Raw genomic sequence first — 17,792 nt, forward strand, 5'->3', positions numbered from 1 at the left:
TCTTGCATTCGGTCGGGCCGGGCTATCGGGCGATAGCGGGACAGGTGCCGTGCAATCGAGTCGATAACGATCATCTAACAGCGAAAATCAAACGCCTACAGGGTGCGTCGTATCCAGTACAGACAGGGTCGCTTCCAGTGTCGATGAGGTCGTTTACAGATTTATCCGGCCCTGTAAACGTAGTTTTGCTGGCGCTGCACCGCAAAAAAACGGCGCAGCGGTGGTGCTGACAACTGGCGGCGTTGCTGGGCAAGAGTGCGTCGGTTGTAGACGTCAGACGTGCGTTCAAAAGCCTGATGATGCGCGAGTTCGGCGGATTGCCGCCTTTTCAGCGTAGCAGTTGCAACGCCCTTGGCTTGGGTTGCGGGTGGCTGCTCATTCAGGAGTTTGCGCCATGGCCATCAGTGTGTTTGACCTGTTCAAGATCGGCGTTGGTCCATCCAGTTCTCATACCGTCGGGCCCATGCGTGCGGCAGCGCTGTTCGTCCAGGGCCTGCGTGAGCGTGACGAGCTTGAGCAGGTGCAACGCGTCGAGGTACGCCTGTATGGCTCGTTGTCGGCGACCGGCATCGGCCATGGCAGCGACAATGCGGTGATCATGGGCTTGATGGGCGAGTGGCCCGACGCAATCGATCCGTCGCAGATTGCGCCGCGTATCGCTGCATTGCGCGAAACAGACACCTTGCTGCTCGCAGGGCGGCTGCAGATCGGCTTTGTCTGGCACCGCGACATGCTGCTGCTGGATGAAAACCTGCCTTACCATCCCAACGCCATGACCCTGATTGCTCAAGGCGTTGCCGGTGAGTTGCACCGGGATACCTATTACTCGGTCGGTGGCGGCTTTGTGGTCGATGCGGCGCAGGCAGCCAGCGGCGTGCTGGATGCTGACAACACCGAGCTGCCGTATGATTTCAACAGTGCTGCCGAGCTGTTGGCGCTGTGCAAGCAAAACGACATGCGCGTGTCGCAACTGATGCTGGAAAACGAGAAAGTCTGGCGCAGCGAAGCAGAGATCCGAGCCGGTCTGCTCAAGCTTTGGCAGGCGATGCAGGCCTGTGTTGAAAACGGTCTGAAATACGAAGGCATTCTTCCCGGCGGGCTGAATGTGAAGCGCCGCGCCGCCAAGCTTCATCGCAGCTTGCAGGAACTGAACAAGCCCAATGTGATTGGTTCGACCTTGAGCGCTATGGAGTGGGTCAATCTGTATGCCCTGGCGGTCAACGAGGAAAACGCCGCGGGCGGGCGCATGGTAACCGCGCCAACCAATGGCGCGGCCGGGATCATTCCGGCGGTGCTGCACTACTACATGCGTTTTAGCGATCAGGTGAGCGAAGCCTGCGTGGTCGACTTTTTTCTCGGCGCGGCGGCGGTCGGTATTTTGTGCAAGAAAAACGCGTCGATCTCCGGCGCTGAGGTGGGCTGCCAAGGTGAGGTCGGTTCGGCCTGTGCAATGGCAGCGGCAGGCTTGGCCGAAGTGCTAGGCGCAACACCGGGACAACTGGAAAACGCCGCTGAAATCGGCCTTGAGCATAACCTGGGGCTGACCTGCGACCCGGTTGGCGGCCTGGTACAGGTGCCGTGCATCGAGCGCAACGCGATCGCTGCTGTAAAGGCAATCAACGCGGCACAAATGGCGCTGCGTGGTGACGGTGAGCACTTCATCTCGCTTGACCGGGTGATCCGCACCATGCGCGACACCGGCGCCGACATGCACGACAAGTACAAGGAAACCTCACGTGGCGGCTTGGCCGTAAGCGCCGTCGAGTGTTGATGTTGCCTGCGTCATTAGTGCCCGTGCCTGGCACGGCTGCCACCTTTTGGCGCGCGTCTTTATCAGGACCTTGGCAAGCTTGCTGAAGAAAGCTGTTACCCGGGTAACTTGTGCCTGGGGTGACACTCGAATATGTCGTTTCTGGGCATCCTTCCCACAAGTGCTACCGAATTGCTCAGGTCGCCCGTGCAGCGGCGCTAGCACGGTGTTTTGCGTTTAAAACCCAGGGTTGCAACAGTTGCCAGATAGACACTGCGCGACGTCGTTTTTGGGTTTTGTTGAATAGCCATTCAATTTCAGGCACGGCAATTGCGTTGTGATTATCAAAGCCCCTGCATTCGAATCGGGGCCGTGACAAAAAAAGCCCGCGCCTGCCTGAGGCGCAACCTGCATTGTGTGAGGAGATACCGCGATGACGTCGTACAACTCCGGGACCCCAACCCAGAACCGCACGCCACAATCCATCGGCTTCCTGCTGTTGGACAACTTCACTCTTATCTCCCTGGCTTCGGCCGTCGAGCCGCTGCGCATGGCTAACCAACTGTCCGGACGCGAGCTGTATCGCTGGAGTACCTTGAGCGTGGATGGTGGTCAGGTGTGGGCCAGTGACGGCTTGCAAATCACTCCCGATGCGGCGATGCACAAGGCGCCGGCCATGGATACCGTCATTGTCTGTGGCGGCATCGGTATTCAGCGCACGGTTACCCGCGAGCACGTGACCTGGCTGCAGAGCCAGGCCCGCCAGTCGCGCCGTCTAGGTGCGGTGTGCACCGGCAGTTGGGCGCTGGCGTGTGCCGGCCTGCTCGACGGCTTCGATTGCAGCGTGCACTGGGAATGCCTGGCGGCAATGCAGGAAGCCTTCCCACGGGTGAGCATGAGCACCCGACTGTTCACCCTCGACCGTAATCGCTTCACCAGCTCCGGCGGTACTGCACCGCTGGACATGATGCTGCACCTGATCAGCCGCGATCACGGCCGTGAGCTGTCGGCGGCGATTTCCGAGATGTTTGTCTACGAGCGAATCCGCAACGAGCAGGATCACCAGCGTGTACCGCTCAAGCACATGCTCGGTACCAACCAACCGAAGCTGCAGGAAATCGTTGCGCTGATGGAAGCCAACCTGGAAGAGCCAATCGATCTGGACGAATTGGCTGTGTATGTGGCGGTATCGCGTCGCCAGCTTGAGCGACTGTTCCAGAAATACCTGCATTGCTCGCCGTCGCGCTATTACCTCAAGCTGCGCCTGATTCGCGCCCGGCAATTGCTCAAGCAGACCCCCATGTCGATCATCGAAGTGGCCTCGGTGTGCGGCTTCGTTTCTACCCCGCACTTCTCCAAGTGCTACCGCGAGTACTTCGGTATTCCGCCGCGTGACGAGCGTGTGGGTTCCAATACCGCGCAGCAGGTGGCGATGATGCCGATTCCACAGGCAATGGTGCTGTCGCCACTGGCGGGGCCTATGTCGGCGCTGAGCCAGGCGCGTAACGAGTCGACATTTGCCAGCGTGAGGCTATAGGTCAGGTTGGATTTATCGCGGGGCAAGCCCGCTCCCACAGGTGATCAGCAACCTGTGGGAGCGGGCTTGCCCCTTGTTACTTTCAGCGATTGTTGAATTCGGCCAAGGCGGGCAACAACTGCTTTTCGATGGCCTGGCGCACCGCCGGCAGAATGGTCGCGTTGCCGGTGTACAGTTGCTCTACCAGGCCCTTCAGGGCTTTGGCCCTTTGCTCGCTCAAGCCACGCACCGCACATTCGCAGGCCTGCTCGGCACTGGCGTCGGTCGGCATTTCGAAACCCAGAGCGCGCAATTGGCTCAACAGGTCGTCCTGATCAATCAAATCCGCATGCATCATGGCTTTTGTCCTTGTTTGCAGGTGTGATCGTCAGTCGATTCTGTGGGCACCACTGCGGTGGGGCAAGCGCAGAATGTGGCAATGGCTGCTTTACCTAAGAGCAGGTCGTTTTTGGGGCAGGATGCTACTGGGGAAGAGCGATCAACCGGCCAACGAATTGTGCAGCTGGCTGGTCTGTCTGGTCAGCGCAAATTTCTTCCAAGCGCTCCACCGCCTCGGGCGCGAAGGGCGCCGAGCGAGGGCCGGCTAGGTCCACGTGCAGCAGCATCTGCTCGCTGGCCGCCAGCACCGGCTCAAAGCCTTCACGGTGCAGGCTGTGGTACAAGTGCAGGCGTTTGCGATCGAAGCCAATGACCTGTGTCTGCACCCAGACGTCGGTGCCCAGTTTTACTTCGTGCAAGTAGTTGAGGTGGCATTCCAGAGTAAACAAGGAGTTGCCGCTGGCGCTGCGGTTGTCGCTATCGAGCCCGATGCGGTCCATGAATGCATCGGTGGCATAGCTGAATATCAGCAGGTAAAAAGCATCGCGCAGATGCCCGTTGTAGTCGACCCAGTCCGCCTGGACTGGGGTTTGGTAGGTGATCAGTGCGGGCATCAGAGGGCTCCGGTCAGTCGCTGAAGGTCATGCCGTGTTTGGCTTTGGTGGTTTTCACCGCCTCAAGTACAGCCAGCAGGCAATCATCACGATAGCGCTCCAGCGCGCTTATGCTGCGCTGGCCCAGTTGCTCGCTGGTGCCTTCGACCACGGCATCGATCAGGCCTTCAGTCAGCTCCGGCGCCGGCAGGTAGGTCCAGGGTAGCTGCAGCGCCGGGCCAAACTGCGCCATGAAGTGGCGCATGCCAGCGTCGCCGCCGGCCAGGGTGTAGGTTAGAAAGGTGCCCATGAATGACCAGCGCAGGCCTGCGCCAAAGCGAATTGCATCGTCGATTTCACCGGTCGTCGCCACACCGTCGTTGACCAGGTGCAGGGCTTCGCGCCATAGCGCTTCGAGCAGGCGGTCGGCAATGAATCCCGGGACTTCCTTGCGTACATGCAGGGGGCGCATACCCAAGGCGGTATAGACGGTTTTTGCAGCTTCGATGGCTTCAGGGGCGGTTTTGTTGCTGCCCACTATTTCCACCAAGGGCAGCAGGTACACCGGGTTGAACGGGTGACCGACCACGCAGCGTTCAGGGTGGGTTGAAGATTCATAGAACTCGCTGGGCAACAGTCCGGAAGTGCTCGAGCCGATCAAGGCGTTGGGCTTGGCGGCGGCGCTGATCTTGCTGTGCAGGTCGAGCTTGAGATCAAGACGCTCCGGGGCGCTTTCTTGAATGAAGTCGGCATCACATACGCACTCCTCGATGGTGCTGACAAACCGCAAGCGTTGTTGTGAAGCTCCCGCTGCCAGACCCTGTTGCTCCAGCGTCGGCCAGGCATTGGCAATGCGTTTGCGCAGTACGGCTTCAGCGCCCGGTGCCGGATCCCAGGCCACTACATCAAGGCCATGCGCCAGGGCGCGAGCTACCCAGCCGCTGCCGATCACGCCACTGCCCAATGCTGCGAATGTCTTGATTTCGGTAATAAAGCTCATTTCTCACTCCACTGATCAGCGACGGCTCAGGTTCATTTTTGCCCGGCCTTCGGCTGGGGTAAGGACGCGGGCACCAAGACGGCTGAGGATCTGGGTGGCGCGCTCGACCAACTGCCCGTTGCTGGCCAGGACGCCTTTGTCCAGGTACAGGTTGTCTTCCAGACCTACCCGTACGTTGCCGCCGAGCAGGACTGCTTGGGCCGCCATTGGCATCTGCATGCGACCAATGCCAAATCCGGCCCAGGTCACGCCAGCTGGCAGGTTGTCGACCATGGCTTTCATGGTGGCGGTGTCGGCTGGCGCTCCCCACGGGATACCCAGGCACAGCTGGAACAACGGATCGTTGAGCAGGCCTTCCTTGATCATCTGCTTGGCGAACCACAAGTGCCCGGTGTCGAAGATCTCCAGTTCGGCTTTCACTCCCAGCTCGGTAATGCGTTTGGCCCCGGCCCGCAATTGCGCGGGCGTCGAGACATAGATGCTGTTGCCGTCGCCAAAGTTGAGGGTGCCGCAGTCGAGCGTGCAGATCTCCGGCAACAGCGCTTCGACGTGCGCCAGCCGTTCCAGCGGGCCGATCAGATCGGTGCCGCTACCAAACTCAAGGGGTGTTTCACCTGGGCCAATTTCCAGATCGCCGCCCATGCCGGCAGTGAGGTTGACGATGATGTCCACATCGGCTTCACGGATGCGCTCCATTACCTCGCGGTATAGCGCTACGTCACGGCTGAAGCGTCCGGTTTGCGGATCGCGAACGTGGCAATGCACCACGGTTGCACCGGCCTTTGCCGCTTCCACGGCGGCTTCGGCAATTTGCTTGGGGGTAACCGGGACCAAGTGACTCTTGCTGGCAGTGTCACCCGCGCCGGTCAGGGCGCAGGTAATGATGACGTCGTGGTTCATGGCGGCTTCCTGTAGGAGCGGGCTTGCCCCGCAATGGGATCTGTCAGTTGGCAGTGAGCTGAATATTTTCGGCAGCCGGTTTGCCATCGAAGGTGGTCACTCCCTCAAGCCAGCGCTTCTGGTCTTCAGGGTGATCCTTGAGCCACTGACGGGCGGACGCCAGGGCGTCTTTGTGGTCGAGCAGCGGTTGCATCATGCGGCTCTCGTCTTCGGCAGTGAATTTGAGGTTGGTCAGTAGCCGGTTGGCGTTCGGACAGCGCTCGGCGTAATCCGGGGCGGTGACGGTCCAGACCGTGGCCCGGCCCTCATCCGGACCAAGGGCGTCTTCGCTGCCGCTGAGGTAAGCCATATCGATATTGACGTTCATCGGATGCGGCGCCCAACCGAAGAACACCACCGCCTGCTTGCGGCGTACCGCGCGATCTACAGCGGCGAGCATGCCGGCTTCGCTGGACTCCACCAGCTGGAACTTGCCCAGGCCGAACTGGTTCTTGGTAATCATCGCCTTGATTTGAGTGTTGGCGCCGGAGCCAGGCTCGATTCCATAGATCTTGCCGCCTAGCTCTTTCTCGAATTTGGCGATATCGGCAAATGTCTTCAGGCCTTTGTCTGCCAGGTACTTGGGAACTGCGAGGGTCGCACGGGCGTCATCCAGGCTCGGGTTATCGAGAACTTTGACGTGTTTGGCAGTGACGAAGGGGGTGATGGTCTGCGTCATGATCGGGTTCCAGTAACCCAGGAACATGTCCAATCGGTCGTCGCGGATACCGGCGAAAATGATCTGTTGCGAGGCACTGGTCTGCTTGGTTTTGTAACCCAGGCCGTCAAGCAGAACCTGGGCCATGGCACTGGTGGCCATGACGTCGGTCCAGTTGACCACGCCAAGGCGTACGTCTTTGCAGGCGGCGGGTTCGGCGGCTAACAGGGGAGTGGCGATTGTGGCGCTGAGGGTGAGGGACAACAGGCTGCGGCGGATCAAGCTGTGCATGGTGGCTCTCCAACGGCAGTGCATATTGTTATGGGGCCGGTCTCTGCGGACCGTTTACACACGCTACGCGGGTCGCGGGGTTGTAAAACGCACGGTGGCGACTAAAACTTGCACGCTGGCGACCAGCCAAGAGGGAGCATTCAATGTCGCAATTGATCCAGTTTCTTCTCCTGCCGGGATTCTCTGCCATGGGTTTCATCTCGGCGGTGGAGCCCCTGCGAGTTGCCAATCGCTTCAGTGCTGCGCTTTATCGCTGGAGCGTAGTCAGTATTGATGGCGGGCCCGTCCAGGCCAGTAATGGCATGTCGATCAACGCCGACGGCGTTCTGGGACGAGAGGCGGGCGCGAGTTTGTTGCTGGTGGTTGCCGGCTTCGAGCCGTTGGCCTGCTTTTCGTCGGCGATGCAGCAAACCTTGCGTCGTCTCGACCGCGATGGTGTGGTGCTCGGCGGTATTGATACCGGCGCGATGGTGCTGGCGCAGGCAGGTCTGCTCGATGGTCATCGGGTGACCTTGCACTGGGAGGCCATTGAAGCGTTCAAGGAGCGCTATCCGCGTCTTGAGGTGACGCAGGAACTGTTCGAGATCGATCGCCGGCGCATCACCTGTGCCGGTGGTACTGCTTCAATCGATCTGATGCTCGACCTCATCGCCCAGGCTCACGGCAGTGAACTGGCTGTGCAAGTGTCTGAGCAATTCGTGCTTGGCCGCATACGTCAGCGCCAAGACCATCAACGCATGCAGATTGCGACACGCTACGGGATCAGCAACCGCAAGCTGGTGCAGGTGATCAGCGAGATGGAAAAGCATACCGAGACGCCGTTGAGCACGCTGGAGTTGGCGTCCAAGGTGATGGTGACCCGACGTCAACTCGAGCGACTGTTTCGCCTGCATCTGGACGATACCCCGGGCAATCTGTACTTGTCGCTGAGGTTGGAGAAAGCCCGCCAACTGTTGGCGCAGACCGACATGAGCGTCACTCAGATCAGCCTGGCTTGTGGCTTCGAATTACCGTCCTACTTTGCCCGACGCTACAAACGTCAGTTCGGCAACTGCCCACGCGAAGAGCGTCGATTGATGCGTGCTCATTAGACGTCAAGGAGTTGATCGAGCGTGGCAAATTTGTCGAGCTGGTCCTGCACTTTTTTGCGCTGGGAGTTGAATGCATCTTTGTCGAACACGGCTCCCAGGTGATCGAGCTCCAGTTTTAGTCGAGTCTTAGGGGCATCAGGGTCGTGAGTACACAGCACATGAAACAGAATGGCCGTCAGGGGTTCGCCAGGATCCGCTGCCAGGGTGATACTCAGGTGTGTCGAGCTGGTGTACTTCCGATACAGGTTGTCCTCCGACGCCTGCATTTCATTGAAAGCATTTTTAGCCGCAGCGTGAAAGCTTGATTTTGCTGTCTGCGGGGGAGGAAGCCAGCCTTCGAAGACGTCTTTTAGCACATCGTCAGATGGGTTGTAGGGAATCGCTTTGCGGGTGTGTTCGATCAGTTTGAAGCCAAGTTCTTTCAAGGTTTCCAGGAAACTGGCAAACCATTCCTTGGCCTGTATCTCCCGGACGAATCGGTCGTTGGCGATCAACTGCGCCAAGCGCAGGCATTGATACGTGTCCTCGACCAGGTCGGTGACAAGCCCTGCCTCCTGGCTGATTGATAGGGGCGAAGAGAACAGCGCCGTACTGGGCATGTCCTGGGTGTTGGCGTTGGGGGGGAGACTTTGTGTCATGGCGTCACCTGAAGCCGTTGAGTTGGCGTCAGGCCAGGCATCAACAGGTTGATACCTGGCCACAGGCTTAGATATCCAGATCGAGGATGTCGTTTGCCTGGCTGGCGAGCTTGTCGCTCACCGCTTTGCGCATGGCTTCGAACTGGCGAACGCTGAAGGAGCCTTGCTGCGATGCACGGTAGACTCGAGTGTTGGACTTGTTGACTTTGCGACCTATGGAGCCTTGGGCTTTTTCTGCCTTGTCGTAGCTCATCTGGACGCTGGTCATGTGCATGACTGGCAAGCCTTGCGGGGTCATCTCACACGCTGCTACCTGGAGGGTGCTCGATTTACCCGAAACGCTCAGGCTGCTTTCCTCCAGCAGGTTCTGGGCTTTTGGCGTGCTCACGGTGACTTCGAAGGCACGCTTTACACACCGGGACAGACGATGATTGTGACCAAGGCTGACAGTGACGATATGCGCGGCCAGTGCGGCTGCGGTGATATCTTCTTTGTCGATAGCCTCTTCGGCGTGGGCTGCGCCGGTCAAGGTCCAGCCAAATTTGCCCAGGCCGTCGTTGTAGTAGTTGTACCACTCGCGCTGTTGAGTTTCCTTGTCGAACTTTTTGTTGGCCGACAGGTTCATCAGGCGCATACCCGCCAGCACATCTTCTGCCACACCGGCCGGTACGTCAGGTGCGAAGATACACACGGTGTTGGCGACCATCAGTACGCGATCTTCGCCCTCTTTCTTCAGCTTCTCGATTGCTTTGTCCATGTCGGCTTGAGTGATGCTGGTGCTCATATCCAGGTTCCTTAACGTCAGATTCATGGCCTGCCTCAGGAAGAGCGGCCTGGGAGTGACTTTGTCGGAACCTGCCGAGCACTTTCAGCAGCATGTTTTTCCATGCGCCGGGACTTTGGGACGAGCCTCAGCTGTGTTTGAGCAACAACGCACAGGCGCTCTTGTAGGCTTCGTGCTGGTACTTGTTCAGCGAGCCTGGCAACTCGAAATTATGTTTCTTGGCTTGCGCACTGACGGTCTGTGGTGAGACCAGTTCCACCGTACAGTTATCCAGCAGTTGCAACACGCCTTCGATCTTGAAGGTTGTCGGGCCGCCAGCGAAATCGCCTTTCTTGCTGCGCTTTTTGATCGCCAGATGGCTGATGCCGTGCTCGGCAAAAAATTGTCGGGCCTGATTGGCGAAGGCTTTGACGTTTTCCGCCAGCTCGTCGTTTTCAAGCGCGATCTTTTTTGTCGCCAAGGCAACATGCACCGGATTGGCGCCGTCCAGCGTGGCGACGGCGAGCAGCGCCTCGCTGCCTTTAATTTCAATTCCGCAGATTTTCATACTGTTCTCAATCGGAGTTCTGCAGCCCCAGGGACTGCAAGTATTCGGAGCGATCGTCGCTACGTTGCGCCAGGCAGGTGTTCATTGCCGTCTCAAAGGATTTACCCGGGGCCTGGTCGAAGGTTTCGACTTGGCAGTCGGCGTCACGTAGCTTTTTCCAGAGGTTTTGTGCGTTGCTCAAGCGTTGGCTGACTTCGCTGATCTTCGCACTCTGGCCGGCGAATTGTTCCTTGATCCGGTCCAACAGGTCGGCAAGCGCGGCGTTGAGCTCCCGTTCTGCGCTGGTGCGGCTGAACAGTGCGCAGTCATAGCTTTGCTGGTCGGTCTCGACGTTGTCACACGGAGTACTGTCCTCTTCAGTGGCGTTAGCCCCCAAGGCCAGCGTAGCGAGCAACAGCCCAATTATCGTTTTCAAGCAGACATCCTCCCCCCGGAACATGAAGACGAATTCTCTCTCAGCACCTTGCGAAAGAACAGTATTGGTGAGCACCGATAAGCGTATTTGGGGCGACCCATGCAGACTGCGGCGACGGCGCTGGTGAAAATGAGGTGCAGCCCTGCGAACTCCCCCCCCTTTGACGCTTTCGGCAATTCCCCTGTCGTTTTTGCATCGGGGCGACCTGATCCCTAGGCATATGCTGGCCCTAAAGCGCCGGCACAAGATTTGGCGCAACCCAACTCAAAAAAAGGGGACCGCCTGATGAGCCCAGCCGAGTTACACGCCGACAGCATCGTTATCGACGGGCTGATTATTGCCAAATGGAACCGTGAGCTGTTCGAGGACATGCGCAAAGGTGGCCTGACTGCCGCCAACTGCACGGTGTCGGTCTGGGAGGGCTTCCAGGCTACGGTCAACAATATTGCTGCCAGCCAGAAACTGATCCGCGAGAACGCCGACCTGGTGATGCCGGTGCGTAGCACTGCCGATATCCGCAAAGCCAAGGGACTGGGCAAAACTGGGATCCTTTTTGGCTTTCAGAATGCCCACGCTTATGAAGACCAGATCGGCTACGTCGAGGTGTTCAAGCAGTTGGGCGTCGGTATCGTGCAGATGTGCTACAACACCCAGAACCTGGTCGGCACCGGCTGCTACGAGCGTGACGGAGGCTTGTCGGGTTTCGGTCGTGAAATCGTCGCTGAGATGAACCGTGTGGGGGTCATGTGCGACCTTTCCCATGTCGGTTCCAAGACTTCCGAAGAGGTCATTCTCGAATCGAAAAAGCCGGTGTGCTACTCCCACTGCCTGCCCTCCGGGCTCAAGGAGCACCCGCGCAACAAGTCTGATGAGGAACTGAAGTTCATCGCCGACCATGGTGGCTTTGTTGGCGTGACCATGTTCGCGCCGTTCCTGGCCAAAGGCATCGATTCGACCATCGACGATTACGCCGAAGCGATCGAATACACCATGAATCTCGTGGGTGAAGACGCTATCGGTATCGGCACTGACTTCACTCAGGGCCATGGCCAGGACTTCTTCGAGTACCTGACCCATGACAAGGGCTACGCCCGTCGTCTGACCAGCTTCGGCAAGATCATCAACCCGCTGGGGATTCGCACCGTAGGCGAGTTCCCCAACCTCACCGAGACCTTGCTCAAGCGCGGCCATAGCGAGCGCGTGGTGCGCAAGATCATGGGCGAAAACTGGGTCAACGTTCTTAAAGATGTCTGGGGCGAATAAGCCGCCAGTCACCGTCTTGCACCCCTGCCACCAGCGCAGGGGCAGCCAACCAAAATTTCTGGAGTTGAGTTTCCATGGCCAAGATCGCCCCGCAATTGCCTATCGAAGTCGACAGCGAAACCGGTGTCTGGACCAGCGATGCCCTGCCCATGCTCTATGTGCCACGGCACTTTTTCGTCAACAACCACATGGGTATCGAGGAAGTACTGGGTGCTGATGCCTATGCCGAAATTCTCTACAAGGCTGGCTACAAGTCCGCCTGGCACTGGTGCGAAAAAGAAGCTGAATGCCATGGCCTGGAAGGCGTAGCGGTGTTCGAGCACTACATGAAGCGCTTGTCGCAGCGCGGCTGGGGGTTGTTCAAGATCGAGGATATCGACCTGGAGAAAGGCACCGCCAGCGTCAGGCTCGAGCACTCGGCATTCGTCTATGTGTACGGCAAGGTCGGGCGCAAGGTCGACTACATGTTCACCGGCTGGTTTGCCGGGGCCATGGACCAGATCCTGGCAGCCCGCGGTAGCTCCATTCGTACGGTCGCCGAGCAGGTCTACGGCGGTTCGGAAGAAGGCCACGATGACGGCCTGTTCATCGTCAAGCCGCTGTAAGTCGAGGATTTCTCCATGGCTTTCGAAGCAATGTTCCAGCCGATTCAGATCGGCAAGCTGACCATCCGCAACCGCGTGCTCAGCACCGCTCACGCCGAGGTCTACGCCACCGATGGCGGGATGACGACCGCGCGTTACGTCAAATACTACGAGGAAAAAGCCAAGGGCGGCCTTGGCCTGGCTATTTGCGGCGGCTCCTCGGTGGTGGCCATCGATAGCCCGCAGGAGTGGTGGGCGTCGGTGAACCTGTCCACTGACCGCATCATTCCGCACTTTCAGAACCTTGCCGACGCCATGCACAAGCACGGCGCCAAGATCATGATCCAGATTACCCACATGGGCCGTCGTTCGCGCTGGGATGGCTTCAACTGGCCTACCCTGATGTCGCCGTCGGGCATTCGCGAACCGGTGCACCGTGCCACCTGCAAGACCATCGAGCCGGAGGAAATCTGGCGGGTGATCGGCAACTACGCACAAGCAGCACGCCGGGCCAAGGAAGGCGGCCTGGATGGCGTCGAGTTGTCGGCCGTGCACCAGCACATGATCGATCAGTTCTGGAGCCCACGGGTCAACAAGCGTACCGATGAGTGGGGCGGCAGCTTCGAAGGCCGGATGAAGTTTGGCCTGGAAGTGCTCAAGGCGGTGCGTGCCGAAGTGGGGCCGGATTTTTGTGTGGGCATGCGTATCTGTGGTGACGAATTCCATCCGGATGGTCTCAGCCACGAGGACATGAAGGAAATCGCCAAGTACTACGACGCCACTGGCATGCTCGATTTCTTCGGAGTGATCGGTTCAGGTTGCGACACTCACAACACCCTTGCCAACGTTATCCCCAACATGAGTTATCCACCGGAGCCGTTCCTGCACTTGGCGGCCGGGATCAAGGAAGTGGTCAAGGTTCCTGTTCTGCATGCGCAGAACATCAAAGACCCGAACCAGGCCACACGTATTCTTGAAGGCGGCTATGTCGATATGGTCGGCATGACCCGCGCCCACATCGCCGACCCGCACTTGATCGCCAAGATCAAGATGGGCCAGATCGATCAAATCAAACAGTGTGTCGGTGCCAACTACTGCATCGATCGCCAGTACCAGGGCCTGGATGTGCTGTGTATTCAGAACGCCGCTACCTCCCGTGAGTACATGGGCGTGCCGCACATCATTGAAAAGACCACCGGGTCCAAGCGCAAGGTGGTTGTAGTAGGCGCAGGCCCTGCCGGGATGGAAGCGGCGCGGGTATCGGCCGAGCGCGGACACGACGTGACCCTGTTCGAGAAAAAGGATGCCATCGGCGGCCAGATCAGCATTGCCGCCAAGGCCCCGCAACGTGATCAGATCGCCGGTATCACGCGTTGGTATCAACTGGAGCTGGCGCGCCTGAAGGTCGATCTGCGCCTGGGTACTGCCGCCGACATCGATACTATTCAGGATCTACGCCCGGATGTGATCGTGTTGGCGGTGGGTGGGCATCCATTCCTGGAGCAGAACGAACACTGGGGTGCGGCTGAAGGGCTGGTGGTCAGCAGTTGGGACGTGCTCGATGGCAAGGTTGCACCGGGCAAGAACGTGTTGGTCTACGACACCATTTGCGAGTTCACCGGGATGTCAGTCGCCGACTACCTCGCTGACAAAGGCAGCCAGGTCGAGATTGTCACCGACGATATCAAGCCGGGCGTGGCCATCGGCGGCACTTCGTTCCCGACTTACTACCGCAGCATGTACCCCAAGGAAGTGATCATGACCGGCGACCTGGCGCTGGAGAAGGTCTACCGCGAGGGCGACAAGCTGGTAGCGGTGCTGGAAAACGAATACACCGGCGCCAAAGAGGAGCGGGTAGTGGATCAGGTCGTCATCGAGAACGGTGTGCGGCCAGACGAGGCGCTCTACTACGGTCTCAAGGAGGGTTCGCGCAACAAGGGCCAGATCGATGTCGAGGCACTGTTCGCGATCCAGCCGCAGCCGATCCTCAGTCAGGCGGGCGATGGGTATTTGCTGTATCGCATCGGTGACTGCGTGGCGCAGCGCAACACGCATGCCGCGATCTACGACGCCTTGCGCCTGTGCAAGGACTTCTGATCCCCTGTGGGAGCGGGCTTGCCCCGCGATAGCGGTGTGTGAGCTTCATGGCTATCGCGGGACAAACCCGCTCCCACGGTGTTTTTTAAAGCGCGATTGCTGTGGGAGTTTCCCATGTTGAACACCCTGATCCCCATCCTGTTGTTCGCAGCCCTGGGCCTGGCGGTCCTCGGCGCCTTGCGGCGTGTACGGATGTGGCGCCAAGGCCGGCCTTCGAAGGTCGATCTGTTTGGCGGTCTGCTGGCTATGCCACGACGTTACATGGTCGATTTGCACCATGTGGTCGCCCGTGACAAATACATGGCCAACACTCACGTGGCTACTGCAGGCGGTTTCGTGCTGGCTGCGGTGCTCACCATTGTGGTTCACGGTTTTGGCTTGCATAGCAAGATACTTGGCTATGCCTTGCTGTTTGCCACGGCATTGATGTTTGCCGGTGCAGTGTTCGTCTACAAGCGCCGGCTCAATCCACCCTCACGCCTGTCCAAGGGGCCGTGGATGCGGTTGCCGAAAAGCCTCTTGGTGTTTGCCGCAAGTTTCTTCATTGCGACCTTGCCGGTGGCTGGCATTCTTCCCGAAGGCTTTGGGGGTTGGCTGTTGGTGGCCCTGCTTGGCGTTGGCGTGCTCTGGGGTGTGTCGGAGTTGTTCTTCGGCATGACCTGGGGCGGGCCGATGAAGCATGCATTCGCCGGTGCCTTGCACCTGGCTTGGCACCGGCGCGCCGAGCGCTTCAATGGCGGCCGTTCTACCGGCCTTAAACCCATCGATCTGGAAGACCCTCAGGCATTGCTGGGTGTCGAGAAACCGAAGGATTTCACCTGGAACCAGTTGCTCGGATTCGATGCCTGTGTGCAGTGCGGCAAATGCGAAGCGGCCTGCCCAGCCTTTGCTGCAGGACAGCCGCTGAACCCGAAAAAACTCATCCAGGACATGGTCGTTGGCCTGGCAGGTGGCACCGATGCCAAGTTTGCCGGTAGCCCGTATCCGGGCAAGCCCGTGGGTGAGCACGGCGGCAATCCGCATCAGCCGATCGTCAATGGTCTGGTCGATGCAGAAACCTTGTGGTCGTGCACCACTTGCCGTGCGTGTGTGGAAGAGTGCCCGATGATGATCGAGCACGTCGATGCCATCGTCGATATGCGTCGCCACCTGACCCTGGAAAAGGGCGCGACCCCAAACAAGGGGGCCGAGGTGTTGGATAACCTGATCGCCACCGACAACCCGGGCGGCTTTGCACCGGGTGGGCGGATGAACTGGGCGGCGGATCTCAACCTCAACCTGCTCGCTGACACCCAAAGTACGGACGTGTTGTTCTGGGTGGGTGACGGTGCTTTCGACATGCGTAATCAGCGCACGCTGCGCGCGTTGGTCAAAGTGTTGAAAGCGGCGCAGGTGGACTTTGCCGTGCTGGGTCTTGAAGAACGCGACAGTGGCGATGTTGCGCGGCGCTTGGGCGATGAGGCGACCTTTCAGCAATTGGCCAGGCGCAATATCCAGACCCTGGGCAAATACAGCTTCAAGCGCATTGTTACCTGCGATCCGCACAGCTTTCACGTGCTAAAGAACGAATACGGCGCTTTTGGTGGCGAGTATCAAGTGCAGCACCACAGCACTTACATTGCCGAGTTGATTGGCGCTGGCGCCCTGAACCTGGGGCAGCACAAAGGGGGCAGTGTCACTTATCACGACCCCTGCTACCTGGGGCGCTACAACGGTGAGTATCAGGCGCCGCGTGAAGTACTCCGTGCCCTGGGCATCGAGGTGAAGGAAATGCAGCGCTCGGGCTTGCGTTCCCGTTGCTGTGGCGGCGGTGGCGGTGCACCTATAACCGATATTCCGGGCAAGCAACGGATCCCCGACATGCGCATGGAGGACATTCGCGAGACCGCAGCCGAACTGGTCGCGGTGGGTTGTCCACAGTGCACGGCGATGCTTGAAGGTGTGGTCGAACCGCGGCCATTGATCAAAGACCTGGCGGAGTTGGTGGCCGACGCCCTGCTCGAAGAGCAGGCGCCGAGCAGCAAGCCTGCGCCAGCAAAGCGTGAACCTGCGGAGGTGCACTAATGAGCGACATTATCCGCCGCGATCCACGCGCCGAGTGGATTGCCCGTAATCGTCTGCATCCATTGCATGCGGCCATGCAACAGACTCAGCAGCATAGCTGGATGGGGCCTAACGGCATCATCCGCAAAAATCTTCACGGGATTGGTTTTATCGGTCCTAACGGCATCAAGCGCATTGACCGCAGCGGCGCCCAGCAGGGCACCAGCACCAAGCGAAGTGCTGCCGTGGCGGTGGAGTTGCCGCTGCATCAGGTTACGCAACCGACGTTCTACATTGCTGTTGTCCCGGACATGGTCGGCGGTCGCCTGGGCAGCCACGACCGTGATCTGCTGGGGCTGGCGCGCAGTCTGGCGGGTAGTGATGGCGCGGTATTGGCCGTCGTGTTCGGTGAACACAAGGAAAGCAACTTTTCCACAGCCGGTGTTGACCGTCTACTGATCGTCGAGGGTGATGAATTCGCAGGTTATGCACCGGAGCAACTGGTGCAAGGTCTACGCGCTGTGGATAACCAGTTCAACCCGCGCCATTGGCTGCTTCCGGACAGCCGTACCGGTGGCGGCGAGCTGGGCCGCCGCTTTGCTGCCGCCATCAACGAACGACCGGCAACCAGGGTCTGGCAGGTAAAGGAGGGTCAGTGCAGTGGTCGCGCCGGCGCAGGCCAGCAAGATCTTGTTCGTGGCCTGCCGCGGCTGATTCTGGCTGCAGCCGAATGTGCCGATCCGGTCAGCGAAACACGCCACGAAGCCTTGCCTGAACACTTATCCACAAGCGTGGCACGCTGCCTGTCGCGTATTGAAGACCTCGGCCCGGTAGCTGTGGATCCGGCCGCGATAGCCATGGCTGAAGCTGAATTCATCGTGTCTGGAGGCAACGGGGTCAAGGATTGGCAGTTGTTTCATCGCGCCACCGTAGCGTTGGGCGCCACCGAAGGTGCATCGCGGGTGGCTGTGGATGATGGCTTCATGCCGCGCAATCGCCAGGTCGGTGCCACGGGAACCTGGGTGACTGCACGCGTCTACATGGCTGTGGGTATTTCCGGGGCGATCCAGCATCTGCAAGGTATTGGTGCCTGCGACAAGGTGGTGGCAATCAATCTGGACCCTGGCTGCGACATGATCAAACGTGCCGATTTGTCGGTCATCGGTGACAGTGCGGCAATTCTGCAGGCATTGCTCGAGTCTGTGGAAAACTATCGCAACGGCGCCAAGCGCGACGCGGCATAA

17 protein-coding genes are annotated in these 17,792 nt (G+C 59.2%); 8 read left to right on the forward strand and 9 right to left on the reverse strand.

The features are described 5' to 3' along the window. The first annotated feature begins 394 nt into the window (after positions 1-394). Both D3Z90_RS01560 and D3Z90_RS01565 read left to right on the forward strand, forming a co-directional pair. Entirely contained in the window at positions 395-1,771 is a 1,377-nt protein-coding gene (locus D3Z90_RS01560) for an L-serine ammonia-lyase (protein ID WP_136474107.1), read from the forward strand. Positions 1,772-2,183: 412 nt separating this feature from the next. Beyond that, the gene (locus D3Z90_RS01565) at positions 2,184-3,287 is read left to right on the forward strand and encodes a GlxA family transcriptional regulator (RefSeq protein WP_136474108.1); all 1,104 of its coding nucleotides are present in this window, start codon (positions 2,184-2,186) and stop codon (positions 3,285-3,287) included. Between the two features lie 82 nt (positions 3,288-3,369). On the opposite strand, the gene D3Z90_RS01570 is transcribed toward D3Z90_RS01565, so the two are convergent. From D3Z90_RS01570 to choX, 5 genes are all read right to left on the reverse strand, one after another. After that, positions 3,370-3,624, reverse strand: a complete 255-nt coding sequence (locus D3Z90_RS01570) for a hypothetical protein (protein WP_136474109.1) — start codon at positions 3,622-3,624, stop codon at positions 3,370-3,372. Positions 3,625-3,748: 124 nt separating this feature from the next. Continuing rightward, the gene (locus D3Z90_RS01575; protein ID WP_136474110.1) at positions 3,749-4,219 is read right to left on the reverse strand and encodes a thioesterase family protein; all 471 of its coding nucleotides are present in this window, start codon (positions 4,217-4,219) and stop codon (positions 3,749-3,751) included. 13 nt (positions 4,220-4,232) lie between these two features. Beyond that, the gene (locus D3Z90_RS01580; protein WP_136474111.1) at positions 4,233-5,198 is read right to left on the reverse strand and encodes an L-carnitine dehydrogenase; all 966 of its coding nucleotides are present in this window, start codon (positions 5,196-5,198) and stop codon (positions 4,233-4,235) included. 15 nt (positions 5,199-5,213) lie between these two features. After that, positions 5,214-6,098, reverse strand: coding sequence for a 3-keto-5-aminohexanoate cleavage protein (locus D3Z90_RS01585; RefSeq protein ID WP_136474112.1), 885 nt, complete (start codon positions 6,096-6,098; stop codon positions 5,214-5,216). Between the two features lie 43 nt (positions 6,099-6,141). Beyond that, on the reverse strand, positions 6,142-7,086 hold the full coding sequence (gene choX / locus D3Z90_RS01590; protein ID WP_136474113.1) for a choline ABC transporter substrate-binding protein: 945 nt from the start codon (positions 7,084-7,086) through the stop codon (positions 6,142-6,144). A 143-nt stretch (positions 7,087-7,229) separates the two neighbouring features. Between choX and D3Z90_RS01595 the strand changes: the two genes are divergently transcribed. Then, positions 7,230-8,177 carry a GlxA family transcriptional regulator gene (locus D3Z90_RS01595; RefSeq protein WP_136474114.1) on the forward strand — a complete coding sequence of 316 codons (948 nt, stop codon included), beginning with the start codon at positions 7,230-7,232 and terminating at the stop codon, positions 8,175-8,177. On the opposite strand, the gene D3Z90_RS01600 is transcribed toward D3Z90_RS01595, so the two are convergent. From D3Z90_RS01600 to D3Z90_RS01615, 4 genes are all read right to left on the reverse strand, one after another. Further along, the gene (locus D3Z90_RS01600; RefSeq protein ID WP_136474115.1) at positions 8,174-8,815 is read right to left on the reverse strand and encodes a hypothetical protein; all 642 of its coding nucleotides are present in this window, start codon (positions 8,813-8,815) and stop codon (positions 8,174-8,176) included. The genes D3Z90_RS01595 and D3Z90_RS01600 overlap by 4 nt on opposite strands. Before the next feature lie 67 nt (positions 8,816-8,882). Continuing rightward, on the reverse strand, positions 8,883-9,599 hold the full coding sequence (locus tag D3Z90_RS01605; RefSeq protein WP_256658307.1) for a hypothetical protein: 717 nt from the start codon (positions 9,597-9,599) through the stop codon (positions 8,883-8,885). Between the two features lie 127 nt (positions 9,600-9,726). Further along, positions 9,727-10,146 carry a DUF3010 family protein gene (locus tag D3Z90_RS01610; RefSeq protein ID WP_136474117.1) on the reverse strand — a complete coding sequence of 140 codons (420 nt, stop codon included), beginning with the start codon at positions 10,144-10,146 and terminating at the stop codon, positions 9,727-9,729. A 7-nt stretch (positions 10,147-10,153) separates the two neighbouring features. Beyond that, entirely contained in the window at positions 10,154-10,561 is a 408-nt protein-coding gene (locus D3Z90_RS01615; RefSeq protein WP_136478860.1) for a lysozyme inhibitor LprI family protein, read from the reverse strand. A gap of 285 nt (positions 10,562-10,846) precedes the next feature. Between D3Z90_RS01615 and D3Z90_RS01620 the strand changes: the two genes are divergently transcribed. From D3Z90_RS01620 to D3Z90_RS01640, 5 genes are all read left to right on the forward strand, one after another. After that, positions 10,847-11,824 (forward strand): dipeptidase, encoded by a 978-nt coding sequence (locus D3Z90_RS01620; RefSeq protein WP_136474118.1) that lies wholly within the window; start codon positions 10,847-10,849, stop codon positions 11,822-11,824. Positions 11,825-11,898: 74 nt separating this feature from the next. Further along, on the forward strand, positions 11,899-12,429 hold the full coding sequence (locus D3Z90_RS01625; RefSeq protein WP_136474119.1) for a DUF5943 domain-containing protein: 531 nt from the start codon (positions 11,899-11,901) through the stop codon (positions 12,427-12,429). Between the two features lie 15 nt (positions 12,430-12,444). Continuing rightward, on the forward strand, positions 12,445-14,505 hold the full coding sequence (gene dgcA, locus D3Z90_RS01630; protein ID WP_136474120.1) for a dimethylglycine demethylation protein DgcA: 2,061 nt from the start codon (positions 12,445-12,447) through the stop codon (positions 14,503-14,505). Between the two features lie 114 nt (positions 14,506-14,619). Then, complete coding sequence (gene dgcB / locus D3Z90_RS01635) at positions 14,620-16,569, forward strand: dimethylglycine demethylation protein DgcB (protein WP_136474121.1); 1,950 nt, start codon at positions 14,620-14,622, stop codon at positions 16,567-16,569. Continuing rightward, the gene (locus tag D3Z90_RS01640) at positions 16,569-17,792 is read left to right on the forward strand and encodes an electron transfer flavoprotein subunit alpha/FixB family protein (protein WP_136474122.1); all 1,224 of its coding nucleotides are present in this window, start codon (positions 16,569-16,571) and stop codon (positions 17,790-17,792) included. Before dgcB ends, D3Z90_RS01640 begins: the two co-directional genes overlap by 1 nt.

It is taken from the genome of Pseudomonas sp. DG56-2 (genome assembly GCF_004803755.1).
Taxonomy (GTDB): Bacteria; Pseudomonadota; Gammaproteobacteria; order Pseudomonadales; family Pseudomonadaceae; genus Aquipseudomonas; species Aquipseudomonas auratipiscis.